Source organism: Grimontia sp. SpTr1, from assembly GCF_947387585.1.
Lineage (GTDB): Bacteria > Pseudomonadota > Gammaproteobacteria > Enterobacterales > Vibrionaceae > Enterovibrio > Enterovibrio indicus.
Map to the genome: position 1 here is coordinate 573864 of NZ_CANDOD010000001.1, position 13741 is coordinate 587604.

Consider the following 13741-nt stretch of genomic DNA (forward strand, 5'->3'; position numbering starts at 1 on the left):
TAAAATTCAGAATAATTGGTTGTTATTGAGAACTTTCATTGAGTGGACGATGATAGTGAGAGGTTATGCCCATAAATCTAGCATTTGCAGGGGCGAGGTTAACATAGAGTTAACAAGGGAAAGTGCAATTCTGGAGACGGAATAATTGATCGAAATGGGCGTTAATCTGGTATTGAAAGGCAAATATGACAACGAGAGGCCATCATGCATTTCAACATCGAAGCGCTCAGACAGCTTGAAGACAGGTATCGCGCCAAGCTCATTAACAGTCTTTCCGGTTTCAAAAGCGCAAATCTTATTGGTACAACGGATGGAAAGGGCAATCATAATCTCGCGATCGTAAGCTCCGTTTTCCACATTGGAGCCAACCCGCCTTTGGTGGGTATGATCATGCGTCCTCACACTGTCACCCGAGACACGTTGGAAAATATTCTCGAACTTGGCGAATACACTATCAATCAGGTCAACGTAGAGATTTGGAGGGAAGCCCACCAAACTTCAGCACGTTATGAGCAGCAAGTCTCAGAGTTTGATGAGGTTGGTTTGACACCCGAATGGGTTGATGAAGCCAAAGCACCTTTCGTCGCAGAAAGCCGACTGAAATACTCGCTGGTGTTGAGAGAATCACAAACACTGGAGATCAACGGTACAGTATTAGTGATTGGTGAAATCAACCATGTGCTGGTGGAAGACGATGTGATTGCGCATGATGGGTATATCGATATTGAAGCGCTGGAAACCGTGGCTGTTTCCGGACTAGATAGCTACCACGTCACCAACAGGTTAGGGCGACTGAGCTACGCGAAGCCAGACAAGAAACCAGATGTTATCGACTGAGAAAGCATCTGGCTGTAAAAGAGAAAAGCGGAGGGGAGACCTCCGCTTTTAGGTTTTAAGGTTTATACGAAATCAAACATAGATGCATCCAGATCGTTTGCGCTGAACTTATCCAGCACGATCTTGGTTGGTGCTTTATCAAATGTCATGATCACGTCTTCACCAGATTGACGGATGTTGATGTCTGACATACGTGTTGCCAGCGTCTTCTGAATTGCAATGGTGTCCAGGTTGCCATTGAAGTCGAGAATGATGTCGTTTTCACTGCTGTTATTAAAGAAGAAGGTGTCGCGGCCAGCGCCACCAGTCAGGATGTCACGACCCATGCCGCCATCCAGATAGTCGTCACCGCCACCGCCATTCAGGCGATCCAGTCCGTCGTGACCGTAAAGCTTGTCGTTATCTGCTTCACCGAACAGTTTGTCGTCGCCTAAGCCACCTCGCAGGGTGTCATTGCCTGACCAGCCGTAGAGGATATCGTTCTCAGTGTGGCCGTCGATGAAGTCATTGCCGAGACCGCCATAGATGGTGTCACTACCTTCGAGCCCGATCAGGTGGTCATCGCCTTCTTCACCCAAAATGGTGTCGTTACCGGAACCGCCATTGACGAAGTCGTTACCCTGGCCACCACTGACATAGTCATCGCCTGCGCCACCAAAGACTTGATCGTCATCGCCACGTCCATACAGTTCGTCATTGCCCAGGCCGCCATGGAGTTCGTCGTTACCGTAGCCACCGTTAAGCATGTCATTGCCATTGCCACCATCGAGATAGTCGTTGTTCAAACCACCGTAGATTTCGTCATGGCCATCACCACCTTCCAGAAGATCGTCGCCGTCTTTACCATAAAGCAGATCATCGCCTTCGCCACCGAAGAGTTTGTCGTTGCCCAATCCGCCGTCTAGTTTGTCGGTACCTTCGTTGCCCCAAAGTACGTCATGACCTTCGTCGCCTTCGAGCACGTCATTGCCCGTGTTACCGAATAAGATGTCGTCGCCTTTTCCGCCGCTAACGAAGTCATCACCTTCATTACCTCTTGCGCGGTCATTGCCATCGCCACCGTAAACATTGTCCTTGCCTTTGCCACCATAGAGGTCGTCATTCCCGGTACCGCCGTAAAGGTTGTCGTCACCATCGAAACCTTCAACACGGTCATCGCCAGAATCTCCAAACAGGTTGTCATTTAAAAGGCCACCACGTACCCAGTCGTTACCCGCATCACCGTGTACTTCGTCTGTTCCATCGCCTCCGATAACCGTGTCATCGCCATCACCACCGTAGATGTAATCTGTTCCATCCCAGCCTTGGATGTAGTCGTTACCACCATGGCCATAGATGAAATCGACACCGTCTGTGCCTTCAATGATGTCGTCGTTTTCGGTTCCGTTGATGATATTCGCCATAGGTTCCTATTCCTTATTTTGAGAGATTGAAATGCTAACGTGGAGAAACCGCTTTCACGTGGTGGGGAATAATGCCATCTCTCACTGTTTGACCTGTCTTTGTGGTGAGACAAAATAGGGAATGTCAGGGAATTTATCATGATAATTCCCCTGAGGGAGGTAGAAATAATTCATCTAGGATTAGTGTGGAAATAAATGCCGTTGTATGGCTGACATGGCCTGTAACGGAGCGGTTTTGGCAGAAATTGTGATGAATATTCGAAAAACACAAAGCTAATTTAGGTTTGGCTTTAGGTGTGGAAAGTTATACACAATTTAGATAGGCCTAATTTTATGCTTTTAATGGAAAAAGAATGAAACTGGCAGTTGGTACTTTTGTAGCGCTTAATGTGATGAATAAATAGTCAGACAATACCCACGCCGCGCAAAAGACGCGGCGGGGGCGCACTTTAACCGTTTCGTTCAATCGTACGCTTTTGGCTCGCGGTGTATCCATCGGCATCGGTCATGCTGAATTCAACCCGTTGGGTGATTTGTGGTGATGCTGAAAAGAATGCCCTGCCGTATTCATCTGTGAGTTTGGAGCCAAGCAGATCGGAGCTGGTAATCACTTCAGCACCTTCAACAGGTTGACCGTTTTGGGTGACTTTGACAAAAGCACCGCCGTGTACCGGCGTGACCTTAATCTCCGTATTGGCCGCAAAAGCAGGAGAGGCAGCAAGGCTAAGAAGCAATGTAGCAAGGACCTTTTTCATTGTTTTTTCCTCATATGTGCGTTGATGCCAAATTACGTTAGCAATGAAAGATTGAGTCTAAAAGTGTTAACTGCATCGCGTTCAGGAAGGGTTAAGATTCAAGGAGATAACTGAATGAGGCCTTAACCAGCATGCTGGTTTTGATAGTATTACAGGAAAGAAATTCTTTCCCATCAGTCACGGAACGGATTGTTTGAAATGTTTGAATTATTCACGCCAAGGTTAAAGCTTCGGGATTTTCTCAAAGAGGATTTACCTGACTATTTCAGCATGACCCAAGATGAGAAGTATCAACGTTTCTATGCGCCTGATGATGTTAGCGCAGAGAAAGCCGAATATTTGGTGGCTTTGTTTCAAGAGCAGGCGGTATCGATACCACGCACGCACTATCAGTTGGCGGTTTGCGACAAGGAAACGGGTCAGTTTATGGGAACGGCAGGACTCAGGTTAGAACAGCCAGGAAAAGCGTCAGTAGGCTGCGGCTTGTCGCGTGAGTTTCATCACTCAGGATTGGCAGAAGAAGCGATGACAGCCTTGGTGGCATATGGCGTTGAGTCTCTCGACATTCAGCAGCTTTATGCAGAAACGCTCGCTGAAAACAAAGCTGCTATTCGCTTGTGTCAGAAAATGGGGATGACCGAAATTGAACGTCGTGCGGGGGATGTTACTTTTGCAGGCCGCCAGTGGGATACCCTTGTAATGAGTCGGTATCTCAAATGATGTGAGCTTTACCGATGGGTAGCATCGACTACTCTGACCAGCGAATTCAGTGATTGATCTATCGAACGTTCGTGCTATTTTTATTTTTAGATGCTTGAGAGTCGTAAAATGAGCAAGAAAAAACAGACGCGGGAACAGATACTGACAGTTGCCTTTGAAATGGCGAGTCGGGAAGGGTTGGAAAGCCTCACTATTGGCGAACTTGCCAAGCGGGTGGGTATGTCCAAAATTATTGCTCTGGATGGAAAGAGAGTGTAATTGGTTTTGGTCCTTTTTTTGTCGTGTCTAGGATGAGTAAGAATGAAGTCCCCATTTGTTAATCTGCCTATTGATGTGAGAACACACTTGGAAAGCAGTGGTAATGACCTCAGAGTTTCTAGCGGGACAATATTACTTTCAGCGTCAAATGTCTGGGATCATTGCTACTGGCTTCAAAGAGGGGCCATTCGAATGTATTACATAGATATAGATGGACGCGAGCACAACAAAGCGTTCTTCCTGATGGGAGATTTTCTCTGGCCAGTTTCAGAGCAATTAAGAAACTCCCCTAGTGGCTTTTTCATTGAAGCTTTGACTGATCTTGACGTTGTTTCATGGAAGGTGGAATCTTTCCAGAAACATTTTGATGAGGAAGAGTGGCGTCGCTTTGCGTTACTTTGGGTTGAAAGATTGCTCAACTCAAAACTCGAGAGGGAAAGAGATTGGCTACACCTAAATGCAACAGAGCGCTACAAGAAGCTGTTTAAAACCAAGCCGGACTGGATTGAAAATGTGCCAGACTTCCATCTAGCCAGTTATCTGGGAATGACTCCTGAATCTCTTTCGAGAATTAAACGCCAACTTACCAAATGATAAGGAGCACAACCGTTTGTTGATACACACTTGCTCTGACTAGAAAATGGTGAGCAGTAAGGAGCAAGTGAAATGAACAAGGTACTTGGCGTGAGCTCAACGATATTGTTGGGGTTGATGGCTGGCTTTTTTGCTACATACAGCTTCAATGTGAATATGGCGATGCTTGAGGTCGATGGTGAGACCTATGCCAGTGTCCAACCTCTCTTTAACCAAAACGTCAGGCATACAGCTTTTTTTGTTTGTTTCTTTGGCGCGGGATTGCTGCCTTTGGTAACGGGGGTTTATTGGTTTAAGGAAAAACAAACCATGATAAGTTTAGGTTGGTTGCTGATTGCTCTGACTTACATCTTGGGAATTATTGTGTTTACCCGTTTTGTAAATCTTCCACTTAATTACTACACCGAGTCGTGGGACCCTTCTCTGCTACCAACAGACTGGGAAGTTGTGAGAGAAGAATGGAATCGCGCCAATTTTTTCAGATCCATCGTTTCGATAGTTGTATTTATCGGAGCGTTGCTTCTGAGGGAGTTTGTCACATCGGACGGACGAGCGCGGTAGGCTGTCTCTATGGGCATGATAGGGTTAACCGTCGGTGATAAGCCTTAGCACTGGTCTTATCAATCTGCTGATTTTGATAGTATTAGGGGATTGGATGACTTTCCCCATGAGCAAGGATTAAGCCTCGATGGGTTGCGGATTGTGCCCGGCAGATTCATCACACAGAACTGGCTATTTTTTTAGATGCTTGAGAGTTGTAAAATGAGCAAGAAAAAACAGACGCGGGAACAGATACTGACAGTTGCCTTTGAAATGGCGAGTCGGGAAGGGTTGGAAAGCCTGACTATTGGCGAACTTGCCAAGCAGGTGGGTATGTCCAAAAGCGGGTTGTTTGCACATTTTAACTCGCGCAGTAATTTACAGGCGGCTGTCGTGATGTTTGCCGGCGAGTGCTTCGCTGCCCGCATCATCGTGCCTTGCCGTGAAGCGTCGCACCCCAGCATTGAAGCGAAAATTCGCCATATGCTAGATAACTGGTTGACTTGGAATAGCTCGTTTCAGGGAAGCTGCATGTTTTTGGATGCGTGGCGTGAAAGCCACGACGAAGAAGACCCAATGCAGCAGGCGTTGGAAGGAACAATTAAGAAGTGGCTGAACTATTTGCATATTCAATTCGAGAAAGGGATTGAGTCTGGTGAGTTCCGCGAAGATTTGGATTGTTGGCAAACCGTTTATGAGCTTTATGGTTTGTACCTGAGTAGTCATCTGTTTAGAACGTTGAAACTTGAATCTGAAGGGGCGAAAAGGTTTTGGACAGGGATTGATGGCCTGTTCTATAAAGTCAGAAAATAATTGGTGGAAGCAGATGCATACCGAGTCTGCTTTTTCTTTGAGATAGAATAGCACGACCGTTCGATAATGATGAGGGACATCCATGAGTAGCAAAATCTACTTTGGCAATAATAACCGGTTCAGCTTTAAACGTGGCGCTTTGAGTGTTGCCAGCAGGCTTCATCACACTATTGCCCCGAAGCATGCACTTAAAACTGCCCGTCGTCTGTTTCTAACACCGGCAAAAGGACGCGAAACCAATCCAATGCCTGAGGGAATGGTGGTGGAAGCGGTACCAACGGCACAAGGCAAAATGATGACATACAAGTTGGGAACTGGGCCAACTTGGGTGCTGACACACGGCTGGTCAGGGTCTTCAAATCAGTTTTTTCCGTTGATGGAATACATTGCTGAAGCTGGCTTTACCGCGTTGGCTTATGACCACCCAGGACATGGCAAAAGTGAAGGCAAAGAAGGGAGTATTCCCGCTTTCCTCTGCGCTTTGGATGACATTCTCAACCAACAGGAAAAGATAGAAGGTGTCGTGGCGCACTCAATGGGAGGAGCAACCTTGCTGGAAAGCGAGCATCCTTCATTGCAAGGCAAGCCAATTATTCTCGTGGCACCAGTACTCAAATACTGGGACAACCTATTTGGCACCATTGAAGCGTCGGGTTACTCCATGAAACTGTTCAAAGAGGTGATTGCTTCTGTCGGGCAGGAATACAACGTCCGTATTGAAGATATCGATCCCTTCGTTAAGTTGGGTCAACGCCAATCTCCGGTTGTGATTGTTCATGACAAAGGTGACCGTTTTGCGCCATTTGGGGTGTCAAAAGAAGCGACCATTTATGACCATGTCACCTTGGTGGAAACAGAAGGGCTAGGGCATGGGCGTGTATTGAAAAGTGCTCCGTTAAAAGAAGCGTTTTCAAAAGTGGCCGGGCCGCTTACCTAAATCAGTCATTGGGAAGGGAAACTCATGATCACACCTATCTATGCTGCGCTGCTTTGTTTGGTATTTATTTACTTGGCAATGAGGGTCATTAAATTCCGTAGAGGATATAAAGTGGCCTTGGGTGATGGGAACGAAAAGTTGCTGAACAAAGCCATTCGCGCTCACGGTAACTTTGCAGAATACGTACCGTTCGCTTTGTTGCTGATGTTGATGGTGGAACTTCAGCTAGAGCAGCAAAGCCAGTATCTTCATGTGCTCGGTATCGCCTTACTCCTTGGTCGGTTGCTCCACGCCTATGCGGTGAGCCAGCCCAATGAGCCGTTGAAGTTTCGCGTTTACGGTATGTTGTTAACCTTCATAGTGTTGATAGCTTCTGCACTATGGGCGCTATATCTAGGTATCTTCTGATTTTTTCACATCCGGTGTGTTATTCTCTTCCCGTCCCTCAATAAGCACACCGGAACTTCCTTTGAAGAAAATCGCTGTATTCGCAGATGTTCAAAATATCTATTACACCACCCGCCAAGCCTACGGCCGCCAGTTTAACTATCGAAAACTTTGGCAACAGCTTCAGGAGTTGGGGGATGTCGTAGTGGCTAACGCTTATGCGATCCGTCGCGATGACGATCAGCAAATCAAGTTTCAGGATGCCCTTCGCCATATTGGTTTTGAAGTAAAACTCAAACCTTTTATTCAACGCAGTGACGGCAGTACCAAAGGCGATTGGGATGTTGGTATCGCGATTGATGTGATGGAAATGGCACCCGAGGTTGATACCATTATCCTGCTTTCCGGTGATGGAGACTTTGACTTGCTGATGAATAAAGTGCGTGAGCGCTACGGCAAAGAAGCGATTGTGTTTGGTGTGCCGATGCTTACCGCTAATTCATTGATCAACAGCGTTGACCGTTTTATCCGCATTGAAGAAGACCTACTTCTATAACGTTAACCTCAATAGCATGACTTCGGGTTCTGGGTGCGCGGCTGTTGCCTTTTTGAACCCGAGACTTTTCAGCAGTTTCAAACAACGTTTGTTGGTTTCGAGTGTGATGGCGACGACTTCGGTCAATGCCAAAGATTCCTTAGCCATCTCCAAAACAGCGATTGCCGCTTCTTTCGCATAGCCTTTCCCGTGATGTTCTGGAAAGAATCCAAACCCCAGATCAATGCCGTCTAAGTTGTCTCTATCAATCAATCCGCATACACCTATAGGTTCATGATTTTTAAGCTCTACAGCCAATAAGCCCATATTGGGGGTGCCGTGCATCGGCAGTAAGGTTGAGCGAAGATACACTGCCGCATCAATATTGCTTCGGATATTCTTATCCCCAACAAACTGAAGAAAACCGTCGGTGTTATAAAGTCGATTGATAAAGCCTGCATCATTCTCGTTAAGGTTTCTGAGCGTTAATCGAGAGGTGCTGAGTATGGGTAGTTGCATTGTGTTTCCCCAAAAAAAGAGCCCTTAAAGTAAGGGCTCTTATGATTATAGCTGGTTGAGATAAAACGATTTGCTCAGAATGAAATGACGTAAGCACCACTTGCTTGATTGAGCGTGACGACAAAAGTTTGTTCCAGCTCTGAGCTGCTCATTGGTACCCAGCGCGCATATATTTGCTCCCAATTACCGTTAATCTCGATATCAACCGTCGTGGTCAGGTCGGGATATATTGTGGTCAACCTCGACAGTGGATCCACATCAACATCACCATTAGCGTGTACGTAATCCGCCTGTGAATAGACATGCAGTGCTCCAGGCGTCGAACCGCTGTAATTCACACTGAGTTGGATAGCGTCACCGATGCAGAATTTAAAAGCGCGCGCCGCAACAATGTCTTCTGTATTAACGAGTGATGTTGTGGGGGAAGAGCTAGACACATCGCTGCTTCCTGAGCCGCCACTCCCCGTAGAGGTATCTCCGCCACCTCCGCCGCCACAAGCGGTGAGAAACAATGGCAGGGCGATTAGAGTCATACGTTTGAGTGTTATGTTCATCTTCTTATTCCTCATCTGCCAATGGGGCAACGACTTTTCCGGATGTCGCTGTGGAATACCAACTGATGTTCGATTCTCCGCTGCTGGTAACCCAGTCGGCAAACGTAGTGAAAGCGTGGCTTATGTCAGTGTCTTCGGTTGGGTGACTCCATTCATCCCTGATGTTGATTGACCATGGCATGTTGTTGCTGGTCAAGAAGGATTCTGAACCGCCAGAGCTATCGTCATTTGTATTAAAAAAGGCGTTGTTCATATCGCTGGTGCCGGAGAATTGTTTAAGGTGCAGTTGCCAACTTATCCCGGGAGGGGTGTCAGTAAAGTCACCGTGGTAAATCCCGTCTGTGGCAAAGATAAACGGGTCATAGGGGGGGTAGCCAACGACAGCACGAGCTACGGGCGTTGTTAGTTCAACGCTAAGTTGATAATCCAGCCTGCTCGTTTGGGAATCCAAACAAGCAGTTTGAGTACGATAGTAAGGACAACCTTCAGAAAGCACACCGAGACTATCCACATCCTCTCTAACATTTTCCGAAATGATCAGAACCGTTTCTCCGGGATTAGCTTGTTGCACTGTGTGGGAAACAGCTTGACCATTACGTGTTAAGGAAACTGAAGCAATATTTGATGGGTCAACGTTTGGCAAATGCAGTGCAAAGCCATTTGAATAACCTGCTCCCATCGCTTGCAGGTTGTAATTCGCTGAGAAGCTTTTCAGTTCACGTTGGCCATTCAGTGTTTCTGTGATTCGGTAGCGCATGACGACATCGTTAAAGTCGTAATCGCCCATAATTGGCCAATTATCTTCGAAGGCGACAGTCGCATAACTATTTGAGCTTGGATACACAGAGGTGATAGTGATGTCTGGGTCATTGTTTTGAGTCAGAACTTCATACTTTGAATCGGTTGAACCATCAGGATTCACACCATCGATCGCTTGAAACGGCGTCACCTCAACGGTAAAGATGAGGTCGTTGAAATCATTATCCCCTTGGGGGCGTTGAATATCTTCAAATCCCAGCACCAGAAATTCATTCTGGGTGTCGATAAAAGCGACATTATGTCTGCGCCACTCAGCGGTGGTTTCTGGGTTTAGTTCCGGAAAACTGTAGAAGGGTGTACCGAATCGGCCCAATGACGGGATGTTGTTATAGCTGCCTCCCCAACCATTCGAGAGTATAAAGAATCCCAATGTTTGCCCCGCTGTCAGCTGAACACTAAGGTCGATAGTATCTCCCTCCTGTAGCTCCCCCTGATTAGGTTTGGAAGCGTTTGGAAAGATGATCGTGTGTGTAGCAATGTCATCTATCGAGGCCGGTGGGTTTGCTGTTTCGTAAACAAAATAGCCAAGCACGTTGCGGTAACCTGCACCTTCGTTGAGGAAAGTGACGCGAGCGGTGGCGTATGCAGCCCCACCTAATTCATCATCGATGTCGATACTGGAGTATTTACCGCTGTCGATAAAATCGGGATTAACCACGCTACCTTCAGGGAGCATCGAATAAACGTTATCGAGTGTATCTTGCGGCAGTTGGTCAGCGATTGAATAAACATCACTTGGCGTACCCAGCGATGAATAGTTGCTTGAGTCGGCGCCTGACTCAAAAACCAAATCATTTGCGGTTAATGCATACGTAAAAGTGCTGACTATGCACCCTCCAGTAATAAGCATTTTTCTCAACAACATACCTAGCCTCCAAAGTGAATTCTTAAGAGGACTCAGCAAAAACAATGCCTGAATTATTTGTGTTTAAAATTAAAGAGTTAGATGTTTTAGGCGTGTAGGTAAGAAAGGATGCATCAATTTGAGAATAGTGATGATTGTCGATATGAGAAAAATGCCCCGATAAACGGGGCATTTTCAATCTAACTGATTGAGAGTATTACTTACCGGCAATACTCAGTCGCGCAAAGCGAATCAATGGAGAGTAGAATTGCCCAGCGTAGTTTGGTACGACAGTGTTTCCTACTGCCTCAATTTCTTTGATCATGGTGTAGAAGTTACCCGCGACTGTGATGCCTCGTACAGGTTGGATTCGCTTACCATCGCGGCAAAGGAATCCGCTTGCACCAAACGAAAAATCACCACTGATAGCGTCTGCACCAGAGTGAACACCTTGGAGGTCAACCAGCTCAAGGTATTCACCAGCGGTGACTTCGGCTTCACTGCTGGTGCCAGCCCCAATCACGTCGTGGCGAGAACTGACGCTCAAGGTGCCTTTTGGTGAACGGCCTGCATTCGCGGTATGCGCAACGCCGAAATGTGCGGCAGTTGCTGAGTTATGCAGCAGACCAACCAGCTCACCGTTTTCTATCAGTGGCGTGTCACTTGTTGCAAAGCCTTCACCATCGAATGACTTGATGGCATGGCCTCCAGGCATGTAAGCCACATCCCTGAAACTCAACAGCGGACTTGCGACTTGCTGGCCAATCTTATCGCGCCATGGGTTGATACCACGTTTTGCCGATTCACCTGAGAACACGCTACCAAAAGCACCCAGCACCTCATTCAGACTGTCTTGCTCGAAAATGACCGAGTATTGGCCAGTCGCAATTGGCGTGCCTTCCAACAGTGCTTCAGCCATGTCGTAGGCATCGTTGATGACCTTTTCTGGTGTCAGGCCATCGAAGGTGCGGGCAACAGACGCAGCAACATGCATGGATTGCTTGTCGTTGTGGTCAATCAACGCGGCGGTATAACAGCTCAGTGAACGAGATTGGTGGAAACAGCGGGTGCCGAGGGTGTTGCCCAGCAGGGTGATGCCACTGCTTTCGCTGTATCCGTTGTATGGCGCGCCTTTTGCCAATGGTTTTTCACGGATTTTGCCTTCAAGCGACAACGCCAACTCGATCTTCTGCTCGGGCGTTGCATCGTCCTGCTGATAGATTTCCGGATAATCCGTGTTGATGTTTAGACCTTCTGCGCGAATTTTCTGGAGCGGATCTTTCTTGGTGAAGCTGGCATTGGTCAGCGCCTGATCGACCATTTGCGCCAGGTTTTCCGGCTCAAGGGATTCGGAGTAGCTGATAGCGACATGTTCATCTTTAATCACTCGAACGCCGATGACCTGACTTGCGGTGACTTTGTATTCTGACAGTTCGCCTTGGTCGGCCTTCAGGCTAAAGCTTTCGTTGCTGGATGCAATCACATCAGCTTGCGCGCCGCTTTTCTGCGCCAGTTCAAGCACCTGCTCGATGGCGTTTTCTAATGTTTTTTGCTCGCTCATTAGTTACCGCCTCCTACCAGAATGTTGTCCACTTTAAGCGCGGGTTGTCCAACCGTCGTCGGAACTGAGCCACTCACAGAGCCACACATGCCGGCAGCAAGTGCAAAGTCTTTACCTACCATGCTGATTTCTTTAAGCACTTTAGGGCCTGTACTGATCAAGGTTGCGGATTTCAGCGGCTTGGTCACTTTGCCATCTTCAATCAGATAGGCTTCCTGAACCGCAAAGTTAAACTCGCCGGTTCCTGGCTGAACGGAACCACCACCCATTTTCTTCGCATAGATACCGCGCTCTACGCCGCTGATCATGTCATCAAATGACGCGTCACCCGGTTCAATGAAGGTGTTACGCATGCGGGAGGTTGGGGCATACTTATAGGATTCACGACGACCGGAACCTGTGCGTTCGAACCCGGTTTTCAGGCTACCCATGTGGTCAACCATGAAGCTCGTCAGCTTACCGTCTTTGATCAGTTGTGTATGCTGGGTCTCCATACCTTCGTCGTCAATGTTGATAGAGCCCCATTCATTTTTCATCAAACCATCATCAACAGCGCTAACCGCCGGGTGAGCAATCATCTCGCCCATTTTGTCGTGGAAAACTGAAGCTTTCTTAGCGACAGATGTTGTTTCCAACAGGTGACCACAGGCTTCATGGAAAATCACGCCGCCAAAACCATTACCAATCACCACTGGCATTTCACCAGAAGGACAGGCGTCCGCACCAAGTTTAATCAGCGCCTGTTTGGCAGCCATTTCACCTAACTCTTCTGGGTCAATTTGAGAATTAAATTCCCAGCCAGAGAGCATTCCCGGTGCTTCATATCCGGTAGATTGTTCATTGCCATGAGTAGCGACAACTGAAGAAGCAATACGGGTATAGTGGCGGGTATCCTGAACATGCAAACCCGTTGAGTTGAAGATTTCGATCTGCTGCTCACGCTGGGCAATGCGGCCGATGATTTGAGAAATTTTATCGCTTTGAGCGCGCGCTTTGGCATCGACACGCTTAAGGAAAGTAATTTTCTCTTCAACATGGTTGTTTGCAGAGAACGGCATACTCACCGGGTGGCGATCGTCGCGCTGCATAAAGTTCAATGCGCCAGCTTGTGCGATTTGGTCACGTTTGTCTTTTGCACAGAGGAGTGAGGTGACTTGCTTGAGCTTTTCTTCATCTTGGCTGTTTGTGTAGCCGTAAAGTACTTTATGACCAAAGAAAAGGCGGATACCGATACCAAAATCGATACCTGAATTCACTTTGTCGACTTCGCCTGAAAGTAACTCTACGCTCCCTGAATGGTGTCGCTCAACGAACAACTCCGCAAAATCCGCACCCAAAAACAGGGCGTGGTCAATCACTGCTTTGGCAGTGCTGGTATTTAACATTCCTTCCTCCTACATAGAGTCAGTTTTCTTATCTGTTACTTTGAGATTAACAGCTAGCAACCAGAGCACCAATCGTGTGTGCCTTTTAGTGATATAGGTGCCGTCTATTCGGTTAAAATTCATTCAAAACATTTACATAATGTAAGTTAATATACCCAAACGACCTGAAGATGCTCGCATTCAGAGGTCATCAATGCGTTCAATTCGAGGCAAATTTTGCGAGGAATAGTCATTCTATTTCCGTGGAATTTAACGAAGAAGTGGGCGCATTGAGGGCCTC

The 13741-nt window shown here is 47.2% G+C and carries 15 protein-coding genes and 1 pseudogene; 9 read left to right on the forward strand and 7 right to left on the reverse strand.

Going from position 1 to position 13741, the window contains the following annotated elements:
• Positions 1-204 precede the first annotated feature (204 nt).
• Positions 205-837 (forward strand): flavin reductase family protein, encoded by a 633-nt coding sequence (locus tag QL223_RS02690; RefSeq protein ID WP_002536158.1) that lies wholly within the window; start codon positions 205-207, stop codon positions 835-837.
• 62 nt (positions 838-899) lie between these two features.
• Here QL223_RS02690 and QL223_RS02695 read toward each other — a convergent pair whose 3' ends face one another.
• Positions 900-2240 carry a calcium-binding protein gene (locus tag QL223_RS02695; protein ID WP_281543816.1) on the reverse strand — a complete coding sequence of 447 codons (1341 nt, stop codon included), beginning with the start codon at positions 2238-2240 and terminating at the stop codon, positions 900-902.
• Positions 2241-2689: 449 nt separating this feature from the next.
• Complete coding sequence (locus tag QL223_RS02700; protein WP_052737531.1) at positions 2690-2995, reverse strand: hypothetical protein; 306 nt, start codon at positions 2993-2995, stop codon at positions 2690-2692.
• A 198-nt stretch (positions 2996-3193) separates the two neighbouring features.
• Between QL223_RS02700 and QL223_RS02705 the strand changes: the two genes are divergently transcribed.
• From QL223_RS02705 to QL223_RS02740, 8 genes and pseudogenes are all read left to right on the forward strand, one after another.
• Positions 3194-3715 carry a GNAT family N-acetyltransferase gene (locus tag QL223_RS02705; RefSeq protein WP_281543817.1) on the forward strand — a complete coding sequence of 174 codons (522 nt, stop codon included), beginning with the start codon at positions 3194-3196 and terminating at the stop codon, positions 3713-3715.
• Positions 3716-3823: 108 nt separating this feature from the next.
• Positions 3824-3943: pseudogene (locus tag QL223_RS02710) on the forward strand (TetR family transcriptional regulator); the annotation flags it as partial.
• Between the two features lie 72 nt (positions 3944-4015).
• Entirely contained in the window at positions 4016-4567 is a 552-nt protein-coding gene (locus QL223_RS02715; RefSeq protein WP_281543818.1) for a Crp/Fnr family transcriptional regulator, read from the forward strand.
• Between the two features lie 72 nt (positions 4568-4639).
• Positions 4640-5128, forward strand: a complete 489-nt coding sequence (locus QL223_RS02720; RefSeq protein ID WP_281543819.1) for a DUF1772 domain-containing protein — start codon at positions 4640-4642, stop codon at positions 5126-5128.
• A 201-nt stretch (positions 5129-5329) separates the two neighbouring features.
• Positions 5330-5920: a TetR/AcrR family transcriptional regulator gene (locus QL223_RS02725; protein WP_281543820.1), complete on the forward strand. Its 591-nt coding sequence runs from the start codon at positions 5330-5332 to the stop codon at positions 5918-5920.
• Between the two features lie 82 nt (positions 5921-6002).
• Positions 6003-6857, forward strand: a complete 855-nt coding sequence (locus tag QL223_RS02730; protein WP_281543821.1) for an alpha/beta fold hydrolase — start codon at positions 6003-6005, stop codon at positions 6855-6857.
• Positions 6858-6881: 24 nt separating this feature from the next.
• Entirely contained in the window at positions 6882-7265 is a 384-nt protein-coding gene (locus tag QL223_RS02735; protein ID WP_281543822.1) for an MAPEG family protein, read from the forward strand.
• A gap of 61 nt (positions 7266-7326) precedes the next feature.
• The gene (locus QL223_RS02740; protein WP_281543823.1) at positions 7327-7800 is read left to right on the forward strand and encodes an NYN domain-containing protein; all 474 of its coding nucleotides are present in this window, start codon (positions 7327-7329) and stop codon (positions 7798-7800) included.
• Here QL223_RS02740 and QL223_RS02745 read toward each other — a convergent pair.
• The 5 genes from QL223_RS02745 to QL223_RS02765 all read right to left on the reverse strand — a co-directional run bounded on the left by QL223_RS02745 (position 7795) and on the right by QL223_RS02765 (position 13461).
• Positions 7795-8298 (reverse strand): GNAT family N-acetyltransferase, encoded by a 504-nt coding sequence (locus QL223_RS02745; RefSeq protein WP_002536136.1) that lies wholly within the window; start codon positions 8296-8298, stop codon positions 7795-7797. The two genes, QL223_RS02740 and QL223_RS02745, sit on opposite strands and share 6 nt — an antisense overlap.
• A 74-nt stretch (positions 8299-8372) precedes the next feature.
• A complete protein-coding gene (locus QL223_RS02750; RefSeq protein WP_002536134.1) occupies positions 8373-8852 on the reverse strand; it encodes a hypothetical protein in 480 nt (159 codons plus the stop codon).
• A 4-nt stretch (positions 8853-8856) separates the two neighbouring features.
• Positions 8857-10536 carry an LruC domain-containing protein gene (locus tag QL223_RS02755; protein WP_281543824.1) on the reverse strand — a complete coding sequence of 560 codons (1680 nt, stop codon included), beginning with the start codon at positions 10534-10536 and terminating at the stop codon, positions 8857-8859.
• Positions 10537-10732: 196 nt separating this feature from the next.
• Positions 10733-12076: a TldD/PmbA family protein gene (locus QL223_RS02760; RefSeq protein ID WP_281543825.1), complete on the reverse strand. Its 1344-nt coding sequence runs from the start codon at positions 12074-12076 to the stop codon at positions 10733-10735.
• Positions 12076-13461 (reverse strand): TldD/PmbA family protein, encoded by a 1386-nt coding sequence (locus tag QL223_RS02765; RefSeq protein ID WP_281543826.1) that lies wholly within the window; start codon positions 13459-13461, stop codon positions 12076-12078. Before QL223_RS02765 ends, QL223_RS02760 begins: the two co-directional genes overlap by 1 nt.
• Positions 13462-13741 lie beyond the last annotated feature (280 nt).